This window comes from Streptomyces sp. NPDC043812, from assembly GCF_056436245.1.
The window spans coordinates 312,582-338,543 of sequence record NZ_JBWKCY010000004.1 but is presented as its reverse complement, the minus strand read 5'-3'; the positions used below and the strand labels follow the sequence as shown (position 1 = coordinate 338,543).

Here is a 25,962-nt window from a genome sequence, read left to right as displayed (position 1 = left end):
CTGGACGAGGGTGTGGAGAGCCGCGCCGCCCCACGCCCGGGGACCGGGGCGGGGCGGGCGGCCCGTTGAACGGGGAGGTCAGCCGCAGGTCCTTGCCCCGGTGTGCAGGGCGACCGCGGTGTTGGGGCCGAGCGTCGCCGTGAACTGGCCGGAACCGTTCACGGCGACGGGCGTGTTGTTCTGCACATTGCAGTAGGTGCCGGCGGGCAGGGAGGTCTGGAACGTACGGTTCAGCGACCCCGTCTCGTGGTTGATGGCGACGTACGCCTTGGAGCCGCGGCCGAAGGCGATCTGGTCACCACCGTTGTCCCACCAGTTGGTGACGCCCTGGCCGCGGGAGACATTGCGGAAGGCGACCATCGACGAGATCTCGCGCCAGGCGTGCTGGCACTTCCAGCCGTCGCTGTAGCAGGCGTTCACGGTGCCGCCGTTCGGCGGACCGGCGTCCTTGTCGGACCATTCGTAGCCGGAGTGGACGTCGGGCGATCCGTACGGCCAGGCCAGCATGAAGACGTTGGCGAGGGTGTAGTTGGCGCCGTCCTTGTAGTTGAGGGTGTCGCCGCCGCGCTCGGTGTCGTGGTTGTCGACGAAGACGGCGGACTTGCCGGACTGCATGTAGCCCCAGCCCTCGCCGTAGTTCTTCAGGTAGGCGAGGTTCTCGTTGTTGAAGACGCGCTTGAGGTCGCGCGCGTAACGGAACTCCTGGACGTCGCCGTTGCCCAGGTACTCGCTCGGCGAGACCGCCTCACCCGCGCCGTATATGGCTTCCTGCTTCCAGTACACGGAGGGGTTGGTGAGCTTGCCCTTGACGGCGGCCAGATCGCTCGCCGGCATGTGCTTCGCGGCGTCGATGCGGAAGCCGTCGACACCGAGGGACAGCAGGTCGTTCATATAGCCGGCGATCTTGGTGCGGACGTACTCCTCGCCGGTGTCGAGGTCGGCGAGCCCCACCAGTTCGCAGTTCTGGACGTTGCCCCGGTCCTGGTAGTTGGTGATGTGGGCGGTGCAGTCGTCCATGTCCCACGACGCGTACAGGCCGGGGTAGTCGTACTTGCTGTACGAGGAGCCGCCGGTACCCGTCCCGGAGGCCGCCGCCATGTGGTTGATGACGGTGTCGACGACGACCTTCACACCCGCCGCATGGCAGGTGTTGACCATGCTCTGGAACGAGGCGCGGTCGCCGAGGCGGCCGGCGATCCGGTAGCTGACGGGCTGGTACGAGGTCCACCACTGGCCGCCCTGGATGTGCTCCTGGGGCGGCGACACCTGGACGTACCCGTAGCCGGCGGGGCCGAGGGTGTTCGTACAGGCCGTGGCGACCGAGTTGAACTTCCACTCGAACATCACCGCGGTGACGTCCTTTTCGCCGGGGGGCGCGGCACCGGCGGTTGCGGGGGCCGTGACGGCGACAGCGGCTCCTGCCACAACGGCGAGTGCCGCGGCCACGGTTCTTCTGGCCATTGTTCCTCCTGGGCTCACAGGAAGTGGGGACAGCGAGGGGGGTAGCCGTACGGCAACGCGCCATGCCCGCAAGGCCTTTTGAAGATTCTTACGCAAGAAGTCTGAAACTTGTTGCGGTCGAGACCGTACGACCCGCCCACCGCCCGGTCAAGCCTCCGGGCACAGCAACATGTCGGCCGGGAAACGTGGCCGTTCCGTGTCCGCAAACTCTTTCGCAAGTCATTGCAGCGGTGTTACGTTCAACCACGCTCCGGTCCGGTCCTTGACCGGCCGTTGCTGATCCGGGCAGGGGCCGTCGGCCGTTGCCCTGAGCGCGTGGTTTCCACGGGGCTTGCCCCGGCCGGGGGACCCGGTCAGTGCCGGGCCCCACGCGCCCGGCCGGGGCACCGGTCCCGTCAGGCGCCGCGCGCGGGCGGGGCCCCGGTGGAGCCGCGGACGACCAGCTCCGGCTGGAAGACGAACTCCGTGCGCTGGACCGGGTTTCCGTCGATCTCCTCGATCAACGCGTCCACCGCGGCGGTGGCCATCGCCTGGACCGGCTGACGCACCGTCGTCAGCGGCGGGTCCGTGAAGGCGATGAGCGGCGAGTCGTCGAAGCCGACCACCGAGACATCACGCGGCACGTCGAGACCTCGGGCGCGGACGGCGCGGATCGCGCCGAGCGCCATCAGGTCGCTGCCGCACACGATGCCGGTGCAGCCCTGGTCCAGCAGGGCGCCGGCGGCCACCTGGCCGCCCTCCACGCTGAACAGCGTCTGCTTGATGAAGTGCTGGGCCTCGTCCGGGGCGAAGCCGAGCAGGGAGTGCAGCGCCGCGGTGAAGCCCTCCGCCTTGCGGCGGGAGGGCACATAGCGGGTCGGACCGATGGCCAGGCCGATGCGTTCGTGCCCGAGTTCCGCGAGATGGCGCACGGCCATCCGCGCGGCCGAGCGGTCGTCGGGCGAGACGAAGTGCGCGTCGATACGCTCGTTGAAGCCGTTGATCAGCACGAACGGCACTCGGCGGGCCGCCAGTTTGATGTAGCGGCCCGGATCCGACGTGGTGTCGGCATGCAGCCCCGACAGGAACACGATGCCCGTGACGCCGCGTTCCTCCAACTGCTCGACGAGCTCGTCCTCGGTCGCGCCGCCCGGCATCTGGGTGCACAGGACGGGCGTGTAGCCGTGCCCGGCCAGCACCTGCTCGATGACCTGGGCGAACGCCGGGAAGATCGGGTTCGTCAGCTCGGGTATGACCAGGCCGACCAGGCCGGCGCTGCGCCGCTTGAGACGCACGGGCCGTTCGTAGCCGAGCACGTCGAGCGCGGCGAGCACCCGGTGCCGGGTCGGGGCGGCGACACCCGCCTTGCCGTTGAGGACCCGGCTGACCGTGGCCTCGCTGACCCCGGCCTGGAGGGCGAGGTCAGCGAGCCTCGGGACGGCGTTCCCGTCGCCCCGAGGCAGGGGGACCGTCACACCGCCCACCAGACGGTGGTGTCCGCGGGCAGTTCGAGCGTGTCACCGTCGGCGGCGACCTGCGCACTGGACAGCAGCACCTGCCCGCGGGCGGGCAGGGTCACCGGCTCGGACGTGGTGTTGGCCGCGCAGACGAAACCGCCGCGGCGCAGCACCAGCACACCATCGGGAGCGTCCAGCCACTCCACCGAGTCACCCGCGCCCAGCTCCGGGCGCGCTCGCCGCACGGCGAGCGCGCTGCGGTACAGCTCGAGGGTGGAACCGGGGTCGCCGGTCTGCGCCTCGACGCTGAGAGCACCCCAGTTGTCGGGCTGCGGCAGCCAGCTGCCGCCGGTGCCGAAGCCGTACGAGGTGCCGTCGGCGGTCCACGGGATCGGCACCCGGCAGCCGTCGCGGAAGCCGTCCTGGCCGGCAGCGCGGAAGAACGACGGGTCCTGCCGCACATCGTCCGGCAGGTCGGTGACGTCGGGGAGGCCGAGCTCCTCACCCTGGTAGATGTAGGCGGAACCGGGCAGCGCCAGCATCAGCAGCGTCGCGGCGCGGGCGCGGCGCAGTCCGAGCTCGCGGTCGCCCGCCGTGCGGATCTGGGTGCCGAGGCCGGCCGGGTTGGCGAAGCGGGTGGCGTGCCGGGTCACGTCGTGGTTGGACAGCACCCAGGTGGCGGGGGCGTCGACCGGGCGCATCGCGGCCAGCGAGACGTCGATGACGTCACGCAGCTCGTCGGCGGACCAGGGAGTGCCCAGGTACTGGAAGTTGAACGCCTGGTGGAGCTCGTCGGGGCGCACGTAGTTCGCGGTGCGCTCCACGGTCGGCGTCCATGCCTCGGCGACCGCGATCCGGTCGCCCGGGTACTCGTCGAGGATCTTGCGCCAGCTGCGGTAGATCTCGTGCACACCGTCCTGGTCGAAGAACGGCATGACATCGTTTCCGAGCAGCTTGAGCTGGTCGCTGCCGCCGAGGTCGGGCAGACCGTCGGCCTTGACGAGGCCGTGGGCGACGTCGATGCGGAAGCCGTCGACGCCCATGTCGAGCCAGAAACGCAGGATCGAGCGGAACTCGTCGGCGACGGCGGGGTGCTCCCAGTTGAAGTCCGGCTGCTCGGGCGCGAAGAGGTGCAGGTACCACTGCCCGTCCTCGGTGCGCGTCCAGGCCGGGCCGCCGAAGATGGACTCCCAGTCGTTGGGCGGCAGTTCGCCGTTCGCACCCTTGCCCTCGCGGAAGTGGTAGCGCGCCCGGAGCGGGGATCCGGGCCCCTCGCGCAGGGCGCGCTTGAACCACTCGTGCTGGTCGGAGGAGTGGTTGGGCACCAGGTCCACGATGATCCGCAGGCCCAGCTCGTGGGCGTCGCGGATGAGCGCGTCGGCGTCGAGGAGCGAGCCGAACATCGGGTCGATGGCACGGTAGTCGGCGACGTCGTAGCCGGCGTCGGCCTGCGGGGACGCGTAGAACGGGCTGAGCCAGACGGCGTCGACGCCGAGGTCCTTCAGATACGGCAGCCGGCTGCGTACGCCTTCGAGATCGCCCATTCCGTCGCCGTTCCCGTCGGCGAAGCTGCGCGGATAGACCTGGTAGATCACTGCGTCGCGCCACCAGCCCGGTCGGGTGCTGTCGAGTGTGTGCGTGGGGGCAGCGAGGTGCTGGGTCATGTCTTCCCTGATCAAGAGATGGCGGACGGGAACAGGTGGGGGCGTCAGGACTTCGCCGCGCCGGCGGTGAGGCCGGTGACCAGATGGCGCTGGACGAGGTAGAACACGAGCGAGGCGGGCAGGGCGATGAGGACCGCGGTCGCGGCCATCAGGTCCCACTGCGTGTCGTACTGGCTGACGAACGTGGTCAGGCCGATCGACAGCGTGTACTTGCCCTCGCTGAGCATGAACACGGAGGCGTACGCGACCTCGCCCCACGCGGTGAGGAAGGTGTAGAACGCGGCGACCGCCAGTCCCGGCCGGGCGAGCGGCAGGATCAGCCGGTAGAAGGTGCCGAACGGGGTGAGCCCGTCGACGCGTCCGGCTTCGTCGATCTCGTGCGGGATGGTGTCGAAGTAGCCCTTGAGCAGCCAGGCGCAGTACGGGACGGCCGTGGTGCAGTAGACCAGGATGAGCGCCCCGTAGGTGTCCAGCAGGCCCAGATCGGCGACGATCTTGTAGAGGGGCACCATCAGGATGGCGACCGGGAACATCTGGGTGACCAGGAAGGTCCACATCAGCTGGCGGTGACCGGGGAAACGCATCCGCGAGACGGCGTACCCGGAGCTGGCGGCGATGAACACACCGAGCACACAGGTGCCGGCAGCCACGATCATCGAGTTGCCGAACCAGGTGAGGAACTCGGTGTCGTTGAGGACCGCCGAGTAGTTCTCGAAGCTGATCTTCCCGGCGATCTCCTCCGGGTGCAGGAAGTCGGTCTTGTCCGGCCCGAGCGAGATCCAGGCGATCCAGCCGACGGGGAAGAACGCGATGAAGCTCGCCACCAGCAGGGTGGCGTGGATCGCGATCGAGGCGCCGAGGCTGCGCTTGCCGCGGGGGCGGCCGGCGGCGCCCGCTGCGGGACGCTTCGACCGCTGAGCGGGGGCGGTGGCGGGGCGTTCGGTAACGGTGCTCATGTCGTTGGTGTCCTTGTCGGCGTCAGGCGGCGTTCTGCTCGTTGCGGGCGAGCCAGCGCCGGTAGAAGGAGGCGAAGACGACGAGCATCGACAGGATGATCACGCCGTACGCGGCCGAGCCCGCGTAGTCGCGGGGGTCCTGGCCGAAGCCGAGGCGGTACGCCCAGGTGACGAGGATCTGCGCCTCGGGCGCGCCGGTCGCACCGAAGAGCAGGAAGATGACGACGAACTGGTTGAAGGTCCAGATGACGCCGAGCAGGATCACGGTGGAGCTGACCGAGCGCAGACCGGGCAGCGTGACGTTGCGGAAACGCTGCCAGGGGCCGGCGCCGTCCATCTCGGCGGCCTCGTACAGATCGCCGTTGATGGACTGCAGTCCGCCGAGGAGCGAGACCATCATGAAGGGCACACCGACCCAGATGTTGACCATGATGGCGGAGGTGCGCTGCCAGAAGACGTCGCTGAGCCAGCCGGGCTGCGGCAACTCCAGCCAGCCGAGAGCGGTGTTGAGGATGCCGCCCTCGTCGGCGAGGATCAGCCGCCACGAGAAGACGGTGACGAAGGTGGGCACGGCCCACGGCAGGATCAGGACGAGACGGTAGAACGTGCGGCCGCGCAGCTTGCGGTTGAGCAGCATCGCGAGGCCGAGCCCGATGCCGTAGTGGAACGCGACGCAGATGACGGTCCACACGATCGTCCAGCCGAAGTGCGGCCAGAACTGGCCGTCGGCGCCGGAGAGGATCTCTGTGTAGTTGTCGATGCCGACCCAGGAGAACGAGTCCGGGATCTTGTTGACGCCGATGGTGCGGCCGATGTTGGTGCTGTTGGCATCCGTCATCGACAGGTAGATGCCGCGGATGAGCGGATACAGCACGAGCACGCCGAGGACGAGCACGACCGGGGCCACCATGGCCCACGCGTACCAGTGCTTCTCGTAGGACAGCTTCATACGGGCGAACGGCCCGGGGCGCCCGCGGCGCGGGGCGTCGCCCTGCCCGCTCTCGGCGATTGCGCCCTCAGCGGCGACGGTCATCTTCGGCACCTTCTCGGCAGTCTTCTCGGCAGTTCACTGCGGGATGTCGGTCGGGAAACGGCTGTGCGGCCGGCCCGCCCCGTCTGCACGGGGCGGGCCGGCCGCAGGACTCAGGAGTAGTCCTTCAGCAGCTTCTTGTAGGCCGCGGCGGTGTCGTCCAGGCCCTTCTGCGCGTCGACCTTGCCCTGGAGGACCTTGGTGACGTTGGTCTCGAAGTCGGTGTACAGCGAGCTGTAGCTCGGGTCCGAGCCGCGCGCCTGACCGCTGTTCGAGAGCACGGTCTGCATGTCCGCGAAGCCGGGCAGCGCCTTGACCTCGGCGGTGTAGGCGGAGGTGCGGGTCGGCAGCGTGCTGTTCTTCAGCGCGATCTTCGCCTGGGTCTCACCGGAGGTCATCCAGCCGACGAACTTCTGCGCGGCCTTCTGGTGCGCGGAGTCGGAACCGGCGTAGACGGACAGGTTGTGACCGCCGATCGGGGCGCCGGCCTTGCCGGTCGAGCCGGCCGGGACCGAGGACAGGCCCAGGTTCTTCGCGTCCTTGAACGCGGTGCCCTTGTAGATGTTGGTGAGCTCCCACGGACCCTGGACGATCATCGCGACCTTGCCGGTCGTGAAGGCGTCCTGCATGTGCGCGTACGAGTCGGCGGACACGTCGAGCTTGGCGACACCGTCGGCGGCCAGCAGGCTCTTGCTGGTCTCGATGGCCTTGGTGGCCTTGTCCGAGTTGACGGTGATCTTCTTGCCCTCGGAGTCGATCAGGTCGACGCCCTCGCCGTAGAGGAACGGCATCTGGTAGTAGCCGGCCTTGTTGAGCCAGAAGCCGTCGGCGTCGGTCTTGTCGGCGACAGCCTTGGAGACCTTCTTCAGCTCGTCCCAGGTGGTGGGCGCGGCATCGAAGCCGGCCTTCTTCAGCAGGTCCTTGTTCCACATCAGCGCGAGCGTGTCGGTGACGATCGGCGCGCCGTAGGTCTTGCCCTCGTACTGGGCCTGCTTCAGCAGAGCGGGGGTGATGTCCTCGCTCTTGGCGAGGGCCTCGGTGCCGTCGAGCGGGGCGAGGAACTGCTGCTTCGCCCACGCGCCGGTCCAGCCGACGTCGGCGCGGATGATGTCCGGGGCGCCCTTGCTGCCGGCGGCGGTCTGGAACTTGTTCTGGGCCTGGTCGAAGGGGACGTTCACGTACTCGACGGTGATGTCCTTGTTGGCCGCCTCGAACTCCTTGATGAGGGCCTTGTAGTTGGGCGCCTCGTTCGTCGCGTTCGAGGTGTCCCACCAGGTGATGGTGACCGGGCCTTCGGCCTTGCCCTCGTCGCCGCTACCCCCACCGCACGCCGTCGCCGAGAGCGCCAGTGCCGCTACCAGCGCGGTGGCCGCTATGCCACGCCGCATGTGAACTCCTTCAACTGAGCCCGGAAGGGCGGAGGCGAAGATGGTGCCTCCCACCGACCGCTCCCTCGCGGCGCCGGGTTGCCAGGAACGTAACAGGGCTGAAAACCATCGGAAAGACCTTGCGGCAAATTTCTGCAAGGACGGCTCATCGTTACATCCGCGTGTCCGGAGAGTTGCCATCGGATCGCTTGACACCACCACCCGAGACAGGGTGCGCCCTGCTGCAAGGCCTCCGCAAGAGGGCCGCAAGGGTTTGCAGCGATGTGACCCGGCTCTCGCCACATCACGCCTGAACCGACCGAATCCCGTACCTGGTGGGCAATCCCTCGTACGACCGGTACAGTCCACTCCCATGACCGCGCGGCTCGCCGACATCGCAGCCCAGGCGGGGGTCAGTGAAGCCACAGTCAGCCGCGTGCTCAACGGCAAGCCCGGTGTGGCCGCGGCCACCCGTGAGTCGGTCCTTGCCGCACTCGACGTGCTCGGCTACGAACGTCCCGTGCGGCTGCGGCAGCGCAGTGCCGGCCTCGTCGGCCTGATAACACCCGAGCTGGACAACCCCATCTTTCCCGCGCTGGCGCAGGTGATCGGCCAGGCCCTGACCCGTCAGGGCTACACACCCGTCCTCGCCACCCAGACGCCCGGCGGCTCGACCGAGGACGAGCTGACCGAGATGCTGGTCGACCGGGGCGTGTCCGGGATCATCTTCGTCTCCGGCCTGCACGCCGACACCACCGCCGACACGCAGCGCTACGACGCCCTGCGCGCGCAGGGCGTTCCGTACGTCCTGGTCAACGGCTTCTCCCCGAAAGTGCAGGCGCCGTTCGTCTCCCCCGACGACCGGGCCGCCATGCAGCTCGCCGTGACCCATCTCGTCTCCCTCGGCCACACCCGGATCGGCCTGGCCCTCGGCCCGAGGCGGTTCGTGCCGGTGCTGCGCAAGATCGAGGGCTTCGTGCTCGCGATGAAGGAGCGCCTCGGTCTGTCCCCCGAGGAGACGCAGGAACTGATCCAGCACTCCCTGTACACACTGGAGGGCGGCCAGGCGGCGGCGACCGGGCTGATCGCCCGGGGCTGCACGGCGGTCGTGTGCGCCAGCGACATGATGGCGCTCGGCGCGATCAGGGCGGCGCGCCAGCAGGGACTGCACGTCCCGAAGGACATCTCGGTGGTCGGCTTCGACGATTCGCCACTCATAGCATTCACGGATCCCCCGCTCACCACGATCCGCCAGCCCGTGCAGGCGATGGGGCAGGCGGCGGTCCGGGCGCTGCTGGAGGAGATAGGGGGAACTCCGGCTCCCCACAGCGAGTTCGTCTTCATGCCGGAGCTCGTGGTCCGCGGTTCGACCGCGTCGGGACCCCAGCGGGCCGGAACCCAGGAGTGAGCAGGCCCGCTTACGACGTGCTGGTGGTCGGCGGCGCCGGAGTGGACACGATCGTGCGGGTCGAGGCGCTGCAGGTGCCGCCCGGCGACTCGGTGTCCGTGCCGCCGGTCCACGACCATGTGGGACACACCGGAAACGGCGTCGCACTGGGCTGCCACGCGCTGGGGCTGGCCACCAAGTTCATCGACTTCCTCGGCGAGGACACGCAGGGCCGCGCGGTGCTCGACTCCTGTGCGGCGAACGGACTGGACTTCAGCCATGTGGTCTCCCCGCACGGCACGCCGCGCGGGATCAATCTCGTCGACCCGCAGGGCCGCCGCTTCTCGTTCTACGACGGCCGCCACCCGGCGGATCTACGGCTGCCGCGCTCCTTCTATCTGCCGTTCCTGGAGCGCGCGCGGCATGTGCACATGTCGATCACCGGCCACAACCGGGACATGTACGAGGACGTCCACCGGCTCGGGCCGTCGTCGTCCACCGATCTGCACGACTGGGACGGCCGCAATCCGCACCACCGCACGTACGCACTCGCCTCCGACCTCGTCTTCCTGAGCGCCGCGGCGCTCTGCGGACGGGTCGACGAGGTCCTGCGGGCGATCCTCGGCGAGGGGCGGGCCCGGCTGGTCGTCGCGACGGACGGCGCCGACGGCTGCCATGTCCTCGTCCGCGGCGAGGAACAGGTCCGCCGCTTCCCGGCGGTGCGCCCCGACCGTCCGGTGGTGGACACCAACGGCGCCGGGGACGCCTTCGTCTCCGCGTTCCTGCACGCGCACCTCGCAGGGCGCGACGTCGAGGAGTGCGTACGGGCGGGCTCGGTGGCCGGAGCCTTCGCCTGCACGACGGCCGGCACGCACACGTCGTTCATCTCCCTGCCGGAGCTGCTCGCCGCCTGCCGGTGAGGTGCCCGGTCCTTGGGGCCAGTGGTGCCGATCTCGACAAGCCCATCGGCCCGACTGATAATGGGAGCGCTCCCGGGGGCTCTTCCCGAGACGGCACATCGGCACCGGAGGTCGCGCACATGGCAGCACGGGGCCGTCACGGCCAGCCCACGCTCGAACAGGTCGCCGCACTGGCGGGCGTCGGGCGGGGCACCGTGTCGCGGGTGATCAACAAGTCCCCGGGGGTGCGCGACTCCACCCGGCGCACCGTCGAGCGGGCCATCGCCGAGCTGGGCTACGTACCCAACCACGCCGCCCGCGCCCTCGCGGGCAGCCGCACGGACGCGGTCGCCCTCGTCGTCCCCGAGACCGAGAAGCGGTTCTTCACCGAGCCGTACTTCTCCGAGATCATCCACGGCGTCGGCATCGGACTGGCCGACACCGAGCTGCAGTTGCTGCTGACCCTGGTGCGCACCGAGCGCGAGCGCGAGCGGTTCCTCCAGTACGCCAGGGCCCGCCGCATCGACGGCGTGCTCCTGGTCTCGGTGCACCGCGACGACCCACTGCCGGACCTGCTCTCCGAGATGGACATGCCGACCGTGCTCAACGGGCGCCGCACCGCCGACGAGAGCGTCTCGTACGTGGACTCCGACAACGCCGGCGGGGCGCGGCTCGCCGTGCGCCACCTCGCCGCCGCGGGCCGCCGGAAGATCGTCACGATAACGGGCCGCCCGGACATGTACGTCGCCCAGTGCCGGCTGCGCGGCTACGAGGAGGCGGTCCGCGGGGCGTGCGCCGCGTTCGACCCCTCCTGGGTGGCGGCCGGCGACTTCACCGAGGAGAGCGGCCGGCACGCCATGAGCGGACTGTTGCGCCTGCATCCGGATCTGGACGCGGTCTTCGCGGCGTCGGACGTGATGGCCGCGGGGGCCCTGCACGCGCTGCGCGCGGCCGGCCGCCGGGTGCCCGACGACGTCGCGGTCATCGGCTTCGACGACTCGCCCCTGGCGCAGCACACCGATCCGCAGCTGACCACGGTCCGTCAGCCGGTGGAGGAGATGGGCCGCACGATGGCCCGCGTGCTGCTCGATCAGATGGCCGACCCGGCGGCGGCCTGGCGCAATGTCGTGCTGCGCACGGAGCTGATCCGCCGGGGCACCGCCTGAGCGTGCGTCCTTCCGGTCCGGGCACACCCCCGAGGCGCGCTTTCGGCACTCTTGGGAGCGTTCCCATTCTGTCGCCCGACCTGTACGCGACCCCTCCCGCCCCGGAGCCGCCGACCGCGAACGGCGTTGCCCGCCGTCGTGCAAACATGGAGGCCCGACGACGGGACCGTCGCGGTCCCCTGCCATCGAGGTACTAGCTGTGACGAAGCCCGCCGCACGCGAGCCGCAGAGGCGCAACTCCCGCTCCAACCGCGCCCGGATCCTGGCCGTGGCCCGGCACGAGCTGGCGGCCGACCCGGACGCGACGCTGGAGGAGATCGCCCGGGCGGCGGGTGTCGTGCGCCGTACGGTCTACGGCCACTTCCCGGGCCGGACCGCGCTGTTGGAGGCGCTCGCCGACGAGGCGGCCCAGGCGCTGCACGCCGCCGTCGGCTCGCTCTCGGGGGCGGACGGCGCGGACGCACCCGCCGAGCGGGCGCTGGCCCGTTTCGTGCTCACCATCTGGCCGATCGGCGACCGCTACCGCATGCTGCTCGCCCTGGCCCGCCGCGATCTGGGGGTGGAGCGCGTGGCCGAGGTGCTCGCCCCCGCACGTACGGCGGTGAACGGGATCCTGGAGCGGGGCCGGTCCGCCGGCGCGTTCCACACCCATGTGCCGGCACCCGTGCTCAGCGCGGCTCTGGAAGCCCTGACGCTGTCGCTGCTGGAAAGTGTCAACACCGGGGACTGGCAGGACGACGGCGGGGCGACCGCCATCACGGTGCTCATCGCCGCCGGTGTCCCGGCCGCGCGAGCCGAGGCAGAGGTGCGTGACCTCGCGGCACGGCCCGGCGCCCGTGACGAGGCGGAAGAACGGGACTGATGCGCGCCCCCTCCCGTGCCCGCGGCGCATGCGCGGCCGCCGCTCTGCTGCTCCTGCTCGCCGCCTGCTCAAGAACGCCGGAGCCGGCGCCGGGTTCCGACGCGGAGGCCGTGCGCCTGCCGTCCGCCGACGCCGTGTTCGACTACCAGCTGGGCGGCGCCTATCCGCCCGCCGGGAAGGTCGAGGCGGTAGCCCGCGACCGTACGTCCGAGCCCGCGGCCGGCCTCTACAACGTCTGCTACGTCAACGCGTTCCAGACACAGCCGGGCGACGCCGTCACCTGGTGGCGGAAGAACCACCCGGATCTGCTTCTGCACGGCCGCGACGGTTCTCCCGTCGTCGACGAGGACTGGGGCGAACCGCTCCTCGACATCTCCACCCCCGCCAAGCGCCGGTCGCTGCTCGCCGTCGTCGGACCCTGGATCGACGGCTGCGCGAAGGACGGCTTCGACGCGGTGGAGCCCGACAACCTCGACTCCTACACGCGTTCGGGTGGCCTGCTCACCGAGGATCACGCGATCGCGTTCGCGCGGCTGCTGACCGGCCGGGCCCATGAGCGCGGTCTGGCCGTCGCCCAGAAGAACACCTCGGAGCTGCTGGGCGAGCGCGCGTACATCGGGTTCGACTTCGCGGTCGCGGAGGAGTGCGCCCGCTACCAGGAGTGCGGCGCGTATCTCGACGCGTACGACGGCCGGGTCTTCGACGTCGAGTACGAGACGGAGGACTTCGACACCGCCTGCCGTTCCTGGCGCGGGGAACTGTCGGTGACGCTGCGGGACCGCGATCTGCTTCCCGCCGGCGAGCAGGGACATCTGCGCCGGGTCTGCTGAGTTCCCTGCGCATCCCTCATGCGCCGCCGGACACGCCACGGCCCGCCGGTCCGTGACGGACCGGCGGGCCGTGCTGTCTCAGACGAGTCCCTGCGCGAGCATCGCGTCGGCGACCCGTTCGAAGCCCGCGATGTTGGCGCCCGCCACATAGTCGCCGGGCACACCGTAGCTCTCCGCCGTCTCGTGGCAGATGCGGTGGATCTCCCCCGTGATCAGGGAGAGTTCGTTCTCCACCCGGGCAGGTGTCCAGATGTCCCGGGCGGCGTTCTGGCGCATCTCCAGCGCGCTGACCGCGACACCGCCCGCGTTGGCCGCCTTACCGGGGCCGAAGGCGACACCCGCGTCCTGCAGGATGCGTACCGCCTCGGGCGTGCACGGCATGTTGGCGCCCTCCGACACCGCCTTGACGCCGTTGCGGACGAGGGTGAGGGCATGCCGGCCGTCGAGCTCGTTCTGCGTGGCAGAGGGGAACGCGATGTCGGCGGGGACGTCCCACACGCTCCCGCCGGGCAGATAGCGGGCCGACGCGCCCCGGCGATCCGCGTACTCGCTGACGCGCCCGCGCTCCACCTCCTTGATCTGCCGGAGCAGTTCGACGTCGATGCCCTTTTCGTCCACGACACACCCCTGCGAGTCGGAGCAGGTGACGGGGTGCGCACCGCTCTTCGCGAGTTTCTCGATGGTGTGGACGGCGACGTTTCCCGAGCCGGAGACGACGGCCGTGAGGCCCGCCAGCTCCTCACCGCGCCGGTTGAGCATCTCGGCCGCGAAGAGCACGCTGCCGTAGCCCGTCGCCTGGGTGCGGAACGCCGAGCCGCCCCAGTCGAGGCCCTTGCCGGTGAGCACACCCGCCTCCCAGCGATTGGTGATGCGCCGGTACTGGCCGAAGAGATAGCCGATCTCCCTGGTGCCGACGCCGATGTCACCGGCGGGCACATCGGTGTACTCACCGATGTGCCGGTGGAGTTCGGTCATGAAGGACTGGCAGAAGCGCATCACCTCGGTGTCGGAGCGGCCCCGGGGATCGAAGTCGCTGCCGCCCTTCCCGCCGCCGATGCCGAGCCCGGTCAGCGCGTTCTTGAAGATCTGCTCGAAGCCGAGGAACTTCACGACGCCGGGATTCACCGAGGGGTGGAAGCGCAGACCGCCCTTGTAGGGACCGAGCGCGCTGTTGAACTCCACCCGGTAGCCGCGGTTGACGTGGACCGCACCGCCGTCGTCCTGCCAGGGCACCCGGAAGACGATCTGCCGCTCCGGCTCCAGGAGGCGTTCGAGGAGCCCCGGTTCGGCGTACTCGGGGCGCGCGGCGAACACGGGGGTGAGGCTCTCCAGGACCTCGTGCGCGGCCTGGTGGAACTCGGGCTCTGCCGGATTGCGGCGTACGAGCTCGGCGAGGAGGGCGGTCTGCCGGTCCTTCGGGGGTGAAGCTGTCACAGCATGTCCCTTCCTGCCCGGCCGGCGTTTTCGGTGCCCGGCCATGGCGGTGGTCCAGGTGTCGTTGCCGGCGTGGAGTACGGTCCCCCCGCTTCTGGCGTTCACCGGGGCGCATCCCGCCGTGCTCTGCGTCCTGGTGACGAGGCGGCAGCAGGGAGGCGGACGCGCGCCTCCCCCACTGCCGCGTGGGCCGGCTGCCGCTCAGCGGCGGTCCGCCGGTGAGCGGTGCAGCAGCGACTCGAGGGCCTGCGTCAGCACCTCTTCGGGGTCGGCGACCGGGCCGGCCGCACGCCATGCCACGAAGCCGTCGGGCCGCACCAGCAGCGCCCCTTCGTCCGTCGTGCCGCATGTCGCGGCGAACTCGGTCCCGGATTCCGGCACCAGGTCGGCGTCGGGGCCCTCGCCGATCCGGTGGGCGTCCAGCGGGATGCGCAGCCGGTCGGCGACCCGCCCCGCGGCCGCGTGCCAGGCGGCGCCGCCGGGGCCGGCCCCGGTCAGCAGCACGAAGGACTGCTCGAAGAGGTCGAGGGTGGAGATCCGGCGGACTTCGCCGGGCCGGTGCACCCACAGATGCGGCGCGCGGCTGCCGGGTTCGCCCGAGAGGTCCATCCCCTGGGGTACGACGGGCAGTCCGGTATCGGCTCCGATGACGGCGCCGTCCCGGTAGCGGTAGGCGAGGGCGACCGCGAGCATGCCGCTCTGCCTGCCGCCGCCGCCCGGGGCCGGTGCGTAGCCGGGGTGACTGTGCTCCTCCGAGCGGGCCGACGCGCGGGCGCTGGTGGCCTCCGCCACCGGACGGCGCTCGGCGTCGTAGGTTTCCAACAGGCCCGGTCCGGCTGTGCCGTTCAGGACGGCGGCGAGCTTCCATGCCAGGTTGTGCGCGTCCTGGATGCCGGTGTTGGAGCCGAACGCCCCCGTGGGCGACATTTCGTGGGCGGAGTCCCCCGCGAGGAAGACACGGCCGTCGGAGTACCGTTCGGCGACCCGCTCGGCGGCGTGCCACGGCGCCTTGCCGGTGATCTCGACATCGAGGTCGAGGGCTCCGGTCGCCCGGCGGATGTGCTCGATGCACCGCTGGTCCGTGAAGTCCTCGAGCGTCTCGCCCTGTTCGGGCTGCCACGGGATGTGGAACACCCACTTCTCCGCGTTGTCCACGGGCAGCAGGGCGCCGTCCGCCGCGGGGTCGGTCAGGTAGCAGACGATGAAGCGACGGCCGCCGACGACCTCGGCCAGGCCGAGCGAGCTGAAGGTGACGCTCACGTTGTGGAACAGGTCGCCGGGGCCGGAGTGCTTGATGCCCAGCCGCTCGCGCACGGGACTGCGCGGCCCGTCGGCCGCGACGAGGTAGTCGGCGCGCACCGTGAAGGGCCGGCCGGTCGCGCGGTCCTCGACGACGGCGGTGACGCCGGTCCCGTCCTGCTCGAAGGAGCGCATCTGGGTGGAGAACCTCAGGTCGCCGCCGTGCTTGCGGGCGTACTCGAGAAGGACGGGCTCCAGGTCGTTCTGGCTGCACACGCACCAGGCGGCGGGGCTGAACCGGGCCGCGCCGCTGCTCTCCTGGACCTCCTTGATCAGCCATTCGCCGTCGTCACCGCCGGTGAGCGAGGGGATCTGGAGGATCCCGTGGTTGTCGGCGAGGACCATCGCGGCTTCGCGGATGCCGTCCTCGACACCCGCCGTGCGGAACAGCTCCATGGTGCGGACGTTGTTGCCTCGGCCGCGCGGATGCTTCGAGGTGCCCGCGTGGCGCTCGACGACCATGTGCTCGATTCCGAGCCGCCCGAGGAAGAGTGACGTGGACAGGCCCACAAGGGAGCCGCCCACGACGAGGACCGGTACGCGCACGTCGGCTTGTTGTTGCATCGTTGGCTCCTGCTGATGCCGTCGGGAAGGGGACGACGTTTCCATGCCCCCGCGGCGGTGCTTCGGGCGTCGCTTCACCCGGGTGGTTCATACATCTCGCGCCACCGGTGGTACCTGACAGACGATCGAAGCCGGACCGCCACGATGCGTCACGGCAGAAACGGACCGTGTGCATCGGATCTCAACGCTCGGGATCTCCGAGGGCCGGTGTCGTGCTCCGGTGTGGCGGCCTCACTGTCAAAGGAGAGGCGTGACCATGACGACGCTGTCCGAACGTATATCCCAGTCGGCCTTCGACGGCTCCCGGCTGCGCGTGGTGCTGCTGCTGGACCTGCACGACGGCGCCCAGCAGGAGTTCCTCACGGCGTACGAGCACATGCGCCACCAGGTGGCATCGGTGCCCGGGCACATCAGCGACCAGCTGTGCCAGTCGATCGAGAATCCCTCCCAGTGGCTGATCACCAGCGAATGGGAGAGCGCACCGCCGTTCCTGGCCTGGGTCAACAGCGAGGAACACGTCGAAACGGTGCGGCCACTGCACGACTGCGTACGGGACACCCGCTCGCTGCGTTTCAGCGTTCTGCGCGAGACCGAGAACGTGCACCCGCAGCGGCCCGCCTCTCCACGGCGCACCGCCGGACTGCAGGCCGCGCCGCGGGTCGGCGACGGAGTCGTCCGGCATGCGCTGACCTTCACCGTCAAGCCGGGCAGCGAACGCGCCGTCGCGGAGATCCTGGCCGGCTACGTCTCGCCCCAGGCCCGGGTCGACGACGAGACCCGGCTGCGCCGCACGTCTTTGTTCATGCACGGCAATCGGGTGGTGCGCACCGTCGAGGTCCAGGGCGAGCTGATGGCCGCGCTGCGGCACGTGGCACGCCAGCCCGAGGTCCGGGCGGTCGAGGAGGCCATCAACCCGTACCTGGAGCAGGACCGCGACCTCGACGACCCGCAGTCGGCGCGGGTGTTCTTCACCCGGGCCGCGCTCCCCGCCGTCCACCATCTGGCGGCGGCGGGCGACCGGAACCGGGACGTCGAACGGCACGCGCTGCTCTACCCCGCCAAGGAGGGCTGCGGAATGGCGCTCGCCCGGCTCCTCGCCACTCAGGACGAGGCCGCGGCGAACGACCCGGGCAGTCTGGTCGACAGCAGCACCGTCTTCCAGCGCGACGACATCGTCGTACGGCTCGTCGACGCCCGCGGGCCGCTCGACAACGACCCGCTGCTGGCCGCCGGGGCCCAGGGCCCGCGCAAGGCCGCGATGCTGGCCCGCCTGCTCGATCTGGACGCACTCGGTCTGGACGGGGTCGACGACGTGAAGACGGCGACCCGCCTGCTGGAGAACGCCGACATGCGTCTGATCACGGACCGTCGCGCGTCCTGACGCGACCCGCGCCCGTGCCCCGCACCGCGGGGCGGGGGCGCCCCGCACCCACGGCACCCGGCCAACGGCCTCTGGAGGAAACAGTCATGAGCACTACGCATCGCATCGTCGACCTCGGCGACACCCAGCCCAATCGCAGGCGCGGAGGCGATCTGCGCGCCATGCTCACCCCGACCGCCGTGGGCGCCACGAGCGGCTTCATGGGGCTGGCGCTGGTCGAGCCGGGCGACCGGATCGGCGAGCACTACCACCCGTACTCCGAGGAGTTCGTCTACGTCGTCGCGGGCGAACTCGAAGTCGATCTGGACGGTGAGACGTTCCCGATCCGTACGGACCAGGGTCTGATGATCCCGCCGTACGTACGCCACCGGTTCCGCAACGTGGGCAGCACCGAGGCCCGCATGGTCTTCCATCTGGGTCCGCTCGCGCCCCGTCCGGAGCTCGGGCATGTGGACACCGAGGAGACCCCCGCCGCTGAAGGCGCCGGAGAGCGACGGCCGGCCCAGGCCACGGGAGCGGTTTCGTGAACCGACGTGTGGCGGTGACCGGTGTCGGCATCGTCGCACCCGGAGGCGTGGGCGCCCCGGCATTCTGGGATCTGCTCGCGGACGGACGGACGGCGACACGGGGCATCACGCTCTTCGACCCGACCGGCTTCCGTTCCCGAATCGCCGCCGAGGTGGACTTCGATCCCGTGGTGCACGGGCTCGACGCCCAGCAGGTGCAACGAGCCGACCGGTATGTGCAGTTCGCCATGGTCGCGGCCCGTGAGGCGCTCGCCGACGCGGGTCTGGACATGGAGAAACAGGACCCGTGGCGGGTCGGGGTGTCCATGGGCACCGCGGTCGGCGGCACGACGCGGCTGGAACACGACTATGTGGCGGTCAGCAGCACGGGCCGCCGCTGGGACGTCGACCACAGCGAGGCAGGACCGCATCTGCACCGGGCGTTCTCGCCCAGCGCCCTCGCCTCCGAGGTCGCCGAGCAGACGGGCGCGCACGGCCCGGTGCAGACCGTGTCCACGGGCTGCACCTCCGGTCTGGACGCCATCGGCTACGCCTTCCATGCCATCGAGGACGGCCGGGTGGACATCTGCGTCGCCGGAGCCTCCGACTCGCCGATCTCCCCGATCACGGTGGCGTGCTTCGACGCCATCAGGGCGACGTCGCCGAACAACGACGACCCGGAACACGCGTCGCGCCCGTTCGACGCCAACCGCGACGGCTTCGTGATGGGCGAGGGCGGCGCGGTGCTGGTCCTGGAGGAGCTGGAGCACGCCCGGGCCCGCGGGGCGACGGTGTACTGCGAGATAGGAGGCTACGCCACCTACGGCAACGCCCATCACATGACCGGCCTCACCCGTGAGGGCCTGGAGATGGCGCACGCGATCGACCACGCACTGGGCCACGCCCGGCTCGACGGGTCGGACGTCGACTACGTCAACGCGCACGGATCCGGGACGCAGCAGAACGACCGGCACGAGACCGCCGCCGTGAAGCGCTCGCTCGGTGAGCACGCGTACAAGGTGCCGATGAGTTCCATCAAATCCATGGTGGGGCACTCGCTCGGCGCGATCGGCGCGATCGAGGTCGTGGCCTGCGTGCTCGCGCTGGCCAAGCAGGTGGTGCCGCCGACGGCGAACTACGAGACGCCCGACCCCGAATGCGATCTCGACTATGTGCCGCGCACCGCACGCGCGCTGAAGCTACGGACCGTGCTGTCGGTCGGCAGCGGGTTCGGCGGTTTCCAGTCCGCGGTGGTGCTCACCCGGCCAGGTGGGAGTACATGATGAGCACCGGACAGCCCCGTCGCCCGGTCGTCACCGGTATCGGCGTCGTCGCCCCCAACGGAGTGGGCACCGACGCGTTCTGGAAGGCCACGGTCGAGGGCATCAGCGCCCTGGACCACGTCAGCCGCGAGGGCTGCGGGCATCTGCCGCTCCGCGTCGCCGGCGAGGTCCGCGGCTTCGACCCCGAACCGCTCGTCGAGGAACGCTTCCTGGTACAGACGGACCGGTTCAGCCATTTCGCGATGGCGGCGGCCGACATGGCCATGGCCGATGCACGGATCGTGGTCGGCGCCCCCGACGACGCTGCGTTCGCGATCGGCGTGGTCACGGCAGCCGGGTCCGGCGGCGGCGAGTTCGGCCAGCGTGAACTGCAACGGCTGTGGAGCCAGGGCTCGACCTATGTCGGGCCGTACCAGTCCATCGCCTGGTTCTACGCGGCGAGCACAGGCCAGATCTCCATCCGTGGCGGCTTCAAGGGCCCCTGCGGCGTCGTCGCCAGCGACGAGGCAGGCGGGCTCGACGGCATCGCACACGCCGCCGCGGCCGTGCGGCGGGGCACGGACTCGGTCGTCGTCGGCGCGGCCGAGGCACCGCTCGCCCCGTACTCCATCGTCTGCCAGCTGGGCTACCGGGAGCTGAGCACCAGCGCGGACCCCGACCGCGCCTACCGGCCGTTCTCGGCCCAGGCGTGCGGGTTCGTCCCCGCGGAGGGCGGCGCGATGCTCGTCGTCGAGGACGAGAGGGCGGCCCGGAACAGGGGCGCCACGATCCGGGCCACGGTGGCCGGGCACGCGGCGACGTTCACCGGGGCGTCCCGGTGGGAGGAGTCGCGCGAAGGTCTCGCCCGGGCGATCCGCGGCGCACTCCACGCGGCGGACTGTGCTCCCGAGGAGATCGATGTGGTCTTCGCGGACGCACTCGGGCTGCCGGAGGCGGACCGCGCCGAGGCCCTGGCCATCGCGGACGCACTCGGCCCGCACGGAACGCGGGTGCCGGTGACGGCACCCAAGAGCGGCACCGGCCGGGCGTACTGCGGAGCGCCCGTGCTCGACACGGCAGCCGCCGTGCTCGCGATGGAGCACGGCGTCGTCCCACCCACTCCGCATGTGTTCGACATCTGCCACGACCTCGCCCTCGTCACCGGTTCGGCCCGCCCCGCCGAGCTGCGCACGGCGCTGGTACTGAGCCGGGGCCTCATGGGGTCCAACGCGGCGCTCGTGCTGCGCGGCCCCGGCACATCCGACTGACGGACCCCGCGAGAAGGAGAACGCACATGACCGCACAACTGACCGTCGCCGAACTGTCCGCGCTGATGAAGAAGGGCGCCGGCATATCCGTCGACCCGCAGGAGATGGACCGCAGCCCGGACACCCCTTTCGAGGTCTACGGCCTCGACTCGCTGGGGCTGCTCGGCATCGTGGGCGAGCTCGAGAACCGTTACGGCCAGGCGCTGCCCCCCGACGCGGACCGCTGCAAGACCCCACGCCAATTCCTCGACCTCGTCAACGACTCTCTGATGGCAGGAGCCTGAAATGTCCGGGCACACCGAGAACCACGTCACCATCGACGCCCCGCTCGACCTCGTGTGGGACGTCACCAACGACATCGACAACTGGCCGCATCTGTTCACCGAATACGCCTCCGTGGAGGTGATCGAACGCGAGGGCAACCGGACGGTGTTCCGGCTGACGATGTACCCGGACGAGAACGGCAAGGTCTGGAGCTGGGTGTCCGAGCGAGAGGCGGACCGCGCCGCCCTCACCGTCCTTGCCCGCCGCGTCGAGACCGGCCCCTTCCAGTACATGAACATCCGCTGGGAGTACACCGAGACACCGCAGGGCGTGCGCATGCACTGGACGCAGGACTTCGCGATGAAGCCGGACGCGCCCGTGGACGACGAGTGGATGACCGCGAACATCAACCGCAACTCGCGCACCCAGATGGACCTCATCCGGGACAAGATCGAGGAGCGTGCCCGCAACCGCCAGACGGCCCCGGTCACTCCCGGCTGAACGCCCCCACCACACACCACGGCCTCCGAAGGGACGCCCATGCACCACGCACTCATAGTCGCCCGAATGGCACCCGGCTCGGCACCGGACATCGCCAACGTCTTCGCGGCCTCCGACAGCGGTGAACTGCCGCACCTCGTCGGGGTGACCCGGCGCAGTCTGTTCCAGTTCGGCGACGTGTACCTCCATCTCATCGAGGCCGACCGGCCGCCCGGCCCGTCGATCGCCAAGGTGACCGAGCACGCGGCCTTCCGGGACGTCAGCGAACGGCTCGCGGCCTTCGTCAGCCCCTACGACCCGCAGACCTGGCGGACCCCGAAGGACGCGATGGCCACGCAGTTCTACAGCTGGCAGCGCGAGAAGAGCGCCTGAGCGACACACGTCGGCCGGCCCCGCGGATTGAATCCGCGGGGCCGGCCGTCTGCCGTGCGGCTGCGCGCCGCGGTTCGCCCGGACAGGGCCTAGCCGGGAACCACGCTCTCGAACGCGTGCAGGTAGGCATTGACAGGGCGGATGTCGCCCACGACGAGCCCGGCGTCACGGATCCGGGTGGTCATGCTCTCCATGGTGTGCTTGGCCCCGCCGACGTTGAGGAGCAGCAGCAGGTCCATCGACGTCGTGAACTTCATCGACGGCGAATCGTCGACCATGTTCTCGATCACCACCACCCTGGCGCCCGGGCGGGCCGCTGCGACGACGTTGCGCAGGGTCCTGCGGGTGCTCTCGTCGTCCCACTCCAGGATGTTCTTGATGACGTAGACGTCGACGTCGACCGGGATGTCCTCCCGGCAGTCACCGGGGAGGATCGTCACGCGGTCGGCGAGCGCACCGCCGTCGCGCAGCCGGGGGTCGGCGTTGGCGACGACGCGGGGCAGGTCGAGGAGCGTTCCCTTGATGCCTTTGTGCTTCTCCAGCAGGCTCGCCAGGACGTGGCCCTGGCCGCCGCCGATGTCGGCGACCGTCGACACCCCGGTGAGGTCGAGGAGTTCGGCGACGTCCCGTGCCGACTGGACACTGGAGGTGGTCATGGCCCGGTTGAAGACGTGCGCCGACTCCTCGGCGTCCTCGTGCAGGTAGGTGAAGAACTCCTTGCCGTACAGCTCTCCGAAGACGCTGTCCCCGGTGCGCACCGCCTCGTCGAGCCGGGGCCAGGCGGCCCAGGTCCACGGCTCGGTGCACCACAGGGCGATGTAGCGGAGGCTGTGCGGGTCGTCCTCGCGCAGCAGCCGGGACATCTCGGTGTGGACGAACCGGCCGTCCGCCTCCTCGGCGAAGATGCCGTAGCAGGACAGCGCGCGGATCATGCGCCGCAGTGCCCTGGTGTCGGTCTTCACTGCCGCTGCCAGTTCCTCGGCGGTCGCCGGCGTCTCGCCCAGTGCGTCGGCGACGCCGAGCCGGGCCGCGGCGCGCACGGCTGCGGCGCAGGCAGCGCCGAACACGAGTTCCCGCAGCCGCATGGCGTCAGGGGGTGTGGTGGGTGCGGTGGTCATGCCGCCTCGTTTCTCGTGAGTGGGCCGGCGATCCGGCCCGTCGGATCCCCCACGCGGCCGGATGGCCCGACAGGTCGGTCCCCCCGACGTCGGTCAGCACATGCCGGCGGGCTCGGAAACGCCGCACATATTGGCGTCGAAGCGGTTGCCGGTGCCCTCGGAGTCCCGGTTGGCAAGGTCGGCCGACCCGTTGCGCAGCACGATGTTGTCGCGGATCACGTTGTCGGAACCGGCCGTGCCCACAACGCTCTTGAAGAGAACGATCCCGCCGGAGAACGGGGAGTCGCCCACGTTGTCCCGGACCAGGTTGGACTTGACGAGGATGTTCTCGGTGCCGGTGAGAACGATGCCCGCGCCCTGGATCCGGGGCAGCCTGGCGCTCGCCGGGCACGACTTGTTGTTCCGGGCGACATAGTTGCCACTGACCGTCAGGGCACCGGCCCGCGGGCGCGATTCGTCGCCGACGAGGAAGAGACCCGCGCAGTTCGCGACCATCACGTTGTCGTCGACGGTGAGGTTCCTGACCCGCCTCACGGTGGCGCCGATGCGGTTGCCCGACATCTCGTTGGCCTGGATCCGCGTCCCGAGGGTGTCGGTCGCGCCGGCCTCCTCGGAGACCGTGTTCGCGACGAAGATGCCCGCGTCGCCGTTGGACCGGACGGCGTTGTCCCTGAGAACGGACCGGGTGGAGCGTTCCTCGGCGATCCCCCACGTGCCGTTCTTCTCGGACAGCACATCACGGACCGTCAGCCGGTCGGTCCGGGACGCCCAGACACCGCTCTTGTCGAAGCCGGAGAGCGCCAGTGACCTCAGCTGCACCCGCTTCACCGGTTTTTTCGCCGTGCCCAGCACACAGATGCCGTTGCCCGCCGCGGCGCAGGAGGCCTTGGCAGCCTTGGCGCCCTTGGCGGCCTTGGCGGCGGGCTTGATCACGGTGCTGGTGCCCGCACCGCGCAGGGTGAGGTCCGACTTCGTGATCAGCACGCTCTGCTTGTACGTCCCGGCGGCGAGCCTGATCGTGTCACCCGGGCGGGCGGCATCGACGGCGGCCTGGATCGACTGGCCGGGCTGTACATGGAGGGTCTTGGAGGCATGGCCGGGGGCGGCGGCGCCGACTCCGGAGGCAATGAGCAGGGCGGCAGAGGCGAGGAGGGTGATGTGTCGAGTCGTCATGGTCCGAAGCTATGCGTCAAAACCGATAATTCGCGACAAACCGGTGCGTATGTTGATCGTGTCGCGCGCGTCAATTCCCCGGGCAGAGCAATTGCCCCCGAACGCACGGCGGTGCCGGATGCGTCTGCGGTGGCCGGGGAGGCGCGTACGACGCTCTATCGTGGATGCCATGACTGCGCCCGAGCGGATCCGCATCGTCTCCCGTTCCTCGCCCATGGCTCTCGCCCAGGTGGAGCGTGTCCGCGCCGATCTGGCCGCGCTGTACCCCGGTACGCGCACCGAGGTGGTGCCCATCACGACGACGGGGGACCGCTGGATGGGTGATCTGGCGCAGGTCGACGGCAAGGGCGCGTTCACCAAGGAGGTGGACGCGGCGCTGCTGGCGGGTGAGGCCGATCTGGCCGTGCACTGCGTCAAGGACATCCCCGCGGACCGCCCTCTGCCCGCCGGAACGGTGTTCGCGGCCTTCCTCGAGCGCGACGACATCCGCGACGCCCTGATCCACCCCGGCGGCCGCACCCTCGACGAGCTGCCCGCCGGTACGCGTATCGGCACGTCCTCCGTCCGGCGCAGCGCGCAACTGGCCGCGTCCCACCCGCATCTGCAGTGCGTGCCGATGCGGGGGAACGCCAACCGGCGGCTGGAGAAACTTCACGCGGGCGATGCGGACGCGCTGCTGCTCGCGGTCTCCGGACTGGAGCGCATCGGACGCAGCGACGTGATCACCGAGATCCTGTCCGTGGAGAGGATGTGCCCGCCGATCGGTGCGGGCGTCCTCGCCCTGCAGTGCCGCGAGGGCGACGCGCGTCTGATCGACGCGGTGAGCGCGCTCGGCGATCCGGACGCGTACCGGGAGACGACGGCGGAGCGGATGTTCCTGCACGTCCTCCAGGGCCACTGCAACAGCCCCATCGCGGGTTACGCCCAGGCCGAGCGGAACGGCGACCTGTCGCTGCGGGCCAAGGTGTTCACCCCGGACGGAAAGACCGTCCTCAACGCGCACGAATGGGCGGGCCCGCTCGACCCGGCCACGCTCGGCACGTCCGTGGCCGTCGCCCTGCTGCGGCAGGGAGCGCGCGAACTCATCGACGGCATCGCGCACTGACCCGGAGCCGGGCGGCCTGAGCCGCCCGGCCCCGGGGCCGCGCCTGTCACTCCTCGAAGTAGGCGTCCAGAACCGCGTCCAGTTCGTCCGCCCATTCCTTCAGGCGTGCCCTGGAGTCCGCCTCGACCTCGGCGTTGAACCAACGCTTCGTCGTCATATGGACGGTGACGGTGAAACGGCGGCCGAAGCGCTGGGGCTTGACCTCGACCGCTCCGATCTCGTCCCAGCGGAAATCCGCCTCCTGGTCGTCCAGCCGGAAGCGGATGCCCTCGCGGTTCGCGGTGATCGAGCCGCGGCGGTCGCTCACCTCGAAGACGGGGCCCTGCTCGTCCTCTTGCTCTTCGTCCTTCTCCTCGCCGTCCTCGGTGTCCGAGGTGACTGCGTCTCCGCCGTCCTCGGCTTCCGGGACGTCCGCGACCCCGGAGCCGGCCTCGGGCCCGGACCCGGGCCCGGACTCGGTCCCGGGGTCGGGAACGGAGTCCTCGACGGGGGCGTCCTCCGACTCGGCCGCCTGCGCGGCGGAGGGCCGGGGGCCGACGAGGCCGGGCACGAAGGCCGGGTCCAGACTCGCGGCAAACTCCTGCTTGGCGTTCGGATCTATGCGCTGCTCCACGGCGGGCAGTATGGACGACGAAGCTGTGCGAGGCCAATGCGCCA

Annotated in this window: 23 protein-coding genes and 1 pseudogene; 13 read left to right on the top strand and 11 right to left on the bottom strand. The window is 70.4% G+C overall.

From position 1 onward, the window contains the following. Positions 1–81 precede the first annotated feature (81 nt). The 6 genes and pseudogenes from AC067Z_RS08715 to AC067Z_RS08690 form a co-directional block, all read right to left on the bottom strand. A pseudogene (locus AC067Z_RS08715) lies at positions 82–1,461 on the bottom strand (alpha-amylase); the annotation flags it as partial. Between the two features lie 395 nt (positions 1,462–1,856). Continuing rightward, the gene (locus tag AC067Z_RS08710) at positions 1,857–2,924 is read right to left on the bottom strand and encodes a LacI family DNA-binding transcriptional regulator (protein ID WP_478788746.1); all 1,068 of its coding nucleotides are present in this window, start codon (positions 2,922–2,924) and stop codon (positions 1,857–1,859) included. Continuing rightward, a complete protein-coding gene (locus tag AC067Z_RS08705; RefSeq protein ID WP_478788745.1) occupies positions 2,912–4,561 on the bottom strand; it encodes a glycoside hydrolase family 13 protein in 1,650 nt (549 codons plus the stop codon). The genes AC067Z_RS08710 and AC067Z_RS08705 overlap by 13 nt, the downstream gene beginning before the upstream one ends. A 44-nt stretch (positions 4,562–4,605) precedes the next feature. After that, the gene (locus AC067Z_RS08700) at positions 4,606–5,517 is read right to left on the bottom strand and encodes a sugar ABC transporter permease (protein WP_478788744.1); all 912 of its coding nucleotides are present in this window, start codon (positions 5,515–5,517) and stop codon (positions 4,606–4,608) included. Between the two features lie 22 nt (positions 5,518–5,539). Then, the gene (locus tag AC067Z_RS08695; RefSeq protein WP_478788743.1) at positions 5,540–6,550 is read right to left on the bottom strand and encodes a carbohydrate ABC transporter permease; all 1,011 of its coding nucleotides are present in this window, start codon (positions 6,548–6,550) and stop codon (positions 5,540–5,542) included. A 110-nt stretch (positions 6,551–6,660) separates the two neighbouring features. Beyond that, positions 6,661–7,935 carry an extracellular solute-binding protein gene (locus AC067Z_RS08690; RefSeq protein WP_478788742.1) on the bottom strand — a complete coding sequence of 425 codons (1,275 nt, stop codon included), beginning with the start codon at positions 7,933–7,935 and terminating at the stop codon, positions 6,661–6,663. A gap of 352 nt (positions 7,936–8,287) precedes the next feature. On the opposite strand from AC067Z_RS08690, the gene AC067Z_RS08685 reads away from it, so the two are divergent. The 5 genes from AC067Z_RS08685 to AC067Z_RS08665 all read left to right on the top strand — a co-directional run bounded on the left by AC067Z_RS08685 (position 8,288) and on the right by AC067Z_RS08665 (position 13,058). After that, positions 8,288–9,322, top strand: a complete 1,035-nt coding sequence (locus AC067Z_RS08685; RefSeq protein WP_478788741.1) for a LacI family DNA-binding transcriptional regulator — start codon at positions 8,288–8,290, stop codon at positions 9,320–9,322. After that, positions 9,319–10,221, top strand: a complete 903-nt coding sequence (locus tag AC067Z_RS08680) for a carbohydrate kinase family protein (protein WP_478788740.1) — start codon at positions 9,319–9,321, stop codon at positions 10,219–10,221. The genes AC067Z_RS08685 and AC067Z_RS08680 overlap by 4 nt, the downstream gene beginning before the upstream one ends. A gap of 119 nt (positions 10,222–10,340) precedes the next feature. After that, entirely contained in the window at positions 10,341–11,366 is a 1,026-nt protein-coding gene (locus AC067Z_RS08675) for a LacI family DNA-binding transcriptional regulator (RefSeq protein WP_478788739.1), read from the top strand. Positions 11,367–11,565: 199 nt separating this feature from the next. Further along, a complete protein-coding gene (locus AC067Z_RS08670; RefSeq protein ID WP_478788738.1) occupies positions 11,566–12,228 on the top strand; it encodes a TetR/AcrR family transcriptional regulator in 663 nt (220 codons plus the stop codon). After that, positions 12,228–13,058, top strand: a complete 831-nt coding sequence (locus AC067Z_RS08665) for an endo alpha-1,4 polygalactosaminidase (protein WP_478788737.1) — start codon at positions 12,228–12,230, stop codon at positions 13,056–13,058. Before AC067Z_RS08670 ends, AC067Z_RS08665 begins: the two co-directional genes overlap by 1 nt. 78 nt (positions 13,059–13,136) lie before the next feature. On the opposite strand, the gene gdhA is transcribed toward AC067Z_RS08665, so the two are convergent. Together gdhA and AC067Z_RS08655 are read right to left on the bottom strand one after the other, a co-directional pair. Continuing rightward, on the bottom strand, positions 13,137–14,492 hold the full coding sequence (gdhA, locus tag AC067Z_RS08660) for an NADP-specific glutamate dehydrogenase (RefSeq protein WP_478788736.1): 1,356 nt from the start codon (positions 14,490–14,492) through the stop codon (positions 13,137–13,139). 201 nt (positions 14,493–14,693) lie between these two features. Further along, the gene (locus tag AC067Z_RS08655; RefSeq protein ID WP_478788735.1) at positions 14,694–16,355 is read right to left on the bottom strand and encodes an FAD-dependent oxidoreductase; all 1,662 of its coding nucleotides are present in this window, start codon (positions 16,353–16,355) and stop codon (positions 14,694–14,696) included. A gap of 256 nt (positions 16,356–16,611) precedes the next feature. Here AC067Z_RS08655 and AC067Z_RS08650 point away from each other — a divergent pair, with 256 nt between their 5' ends. The 7 genes from AC067Z_RS08650 (at position 16,612) to AC067Z_RS08620 (ending at position 21,909) form a co-directional block, all read left to right on the top strand. Continuing rightward, positions 16,612–17,736 (top strand): SchA/CurD-like domain-containing protein, encoded by a 1,125-nt coding sequence (locus AC067Z_RS08650; RefSeq protein WP_478788734.1) that lies wholly within the window; start codon positions 16,612–16,614, stop codon positions 17,734–17,736. Between the two features lie 86 nt (positions 17,737–17,822). Next, the gene (locus AC067Z_RS08645) at positions 17,823–18,263 is read left to right on the top strand and encodes a cupin domain-containing protein (RefSeq protein ID WP_478788733.1); all 441 of its coding nucleotides are present in this window, start codon (positions 17,823–17,825) and stop codon (positions 18,261–18,263) included. Then, positions 18,260–19,525, top strand: coding sequence for a beta-ketoacyl-[acyl-carrier-protein] synthase family protein (locus AC067Z_RS08640; RefSeq protein WP_478788732.1), 1,266 nt, complete (start codon positions 18,260–18,262; stop codon positions 19,523–19,525). Before AC067Z_RS08645 ends, AC067Z_RS08640 begins: the two co-directional genes overlap by 4 nt. Continuing rightward, positions 19,525–20,772, top strand: coding sequence for a ketosynthase chain-length factor (locus AC067Z_RS08635; RefSeq protein WP_478788822.1), 1,248 nt, complete (start codon positions 19,525–19,527; stop codon positions 20,770–20,772). Before AC067Z_RS08640 ends, AC067Z_RS08635 begins: the two co-directional genes overlap by 1 nt. Positions 20,773–20,798: 26 nt before the next feature. Further along, the gene (locus tag AC067Z_RS08630; RefSeq protein ID WP_478788731.1) at positions 20,799–21,056 is read left to right on the top strand and encodes an acyl carrier protein; all 258 of its coding nucleotides are present in this window, start codon (positions 20,799–20,801) and stop codon (positions 21,054–21,056) included. A gap of 1 nt (position 21,057) precedes the next feature. Continuing rightward, positions 21,058–21,537 (top strand): SRPBCC family protein, encoded by a 480-nt coding sequence (locus AC067Z_RS08625; protein ID WP_478788730.1) that lies wholly within the window; start codon positions 21,058–21,060, stop codon positions 21,535–21,537. A gap of 39 nt (positions 21,538–21,576) precedes the next feature. Beyond that, positions 21,577–21,909, top strand: a complete 333-nt coding sequence (locus AC067Z_RS08620) for a TcmI family type II polyketide cyclase (protein WP_478788729.1) — start codon at positions 21,577–21,579, stop codon at positions 21,907–21,909. Between the two features lie 89 nt (positions 21,910–21,998). Here AC067Z_RS08620 and AC067Z_RS08615 read toward each other — a convergent pair whose 3' ends face one another. After that, positions 21,999–23,027, bottom strand: coding sequence for a methyltransferase (locus tag AC067Z_RS08615; protein WP_478788728.1), 1,029 nt, complete (start codon positions 23,025–23,027; stop codon positions 21,999–22,001). Between the two features lie 93 nt (positions 23,028–23,120). Then, on the bottom strand, positions 23,121–24,200 hold the full coding sequence (locus AC067Z_RS08610) for a right-handed parallel beta-helix repeat-containing protein (protein WP_478788727.1): 1,080 nt from the start codon (positions 24,198–24,200) through the stop codon (positions 23,121–23,123). A 169-nt stretch (positions 24,201–24,369) separates the two neighbouring features. On the opposite strand from AC067Z_RS08610, the gene hemC reads away from it, so the two are divergent. Next, entirely contained in the window at positions 24,370–25,305 is a 936-nt protein-coding gene (gene hemC, locus AC067Z_RS08605) for a hydroxymethylbilane synthase (protein WP_478788726.1), read from the top strand. 46 nt (positions 25,306–25,351) lie between these two features. Here the strand turns inward: hemC and AC067Z_RS08600 are convergent, their stop codons facing one another. Further along, positions 25,352–25,918 carry a hypothetical protein gene (locus AC067Z_RS08600; protein WP_478788725.1) on the bottom strand — a complete coding sequence of 189 codons (567 nt, stop codon included), beginning with the start codon at positions 25,916–25,918 and terminating at the stop codon, positions 25,352–25,354. Positions 25,919–25,962 lie beyond the last annotated feature (44 nt).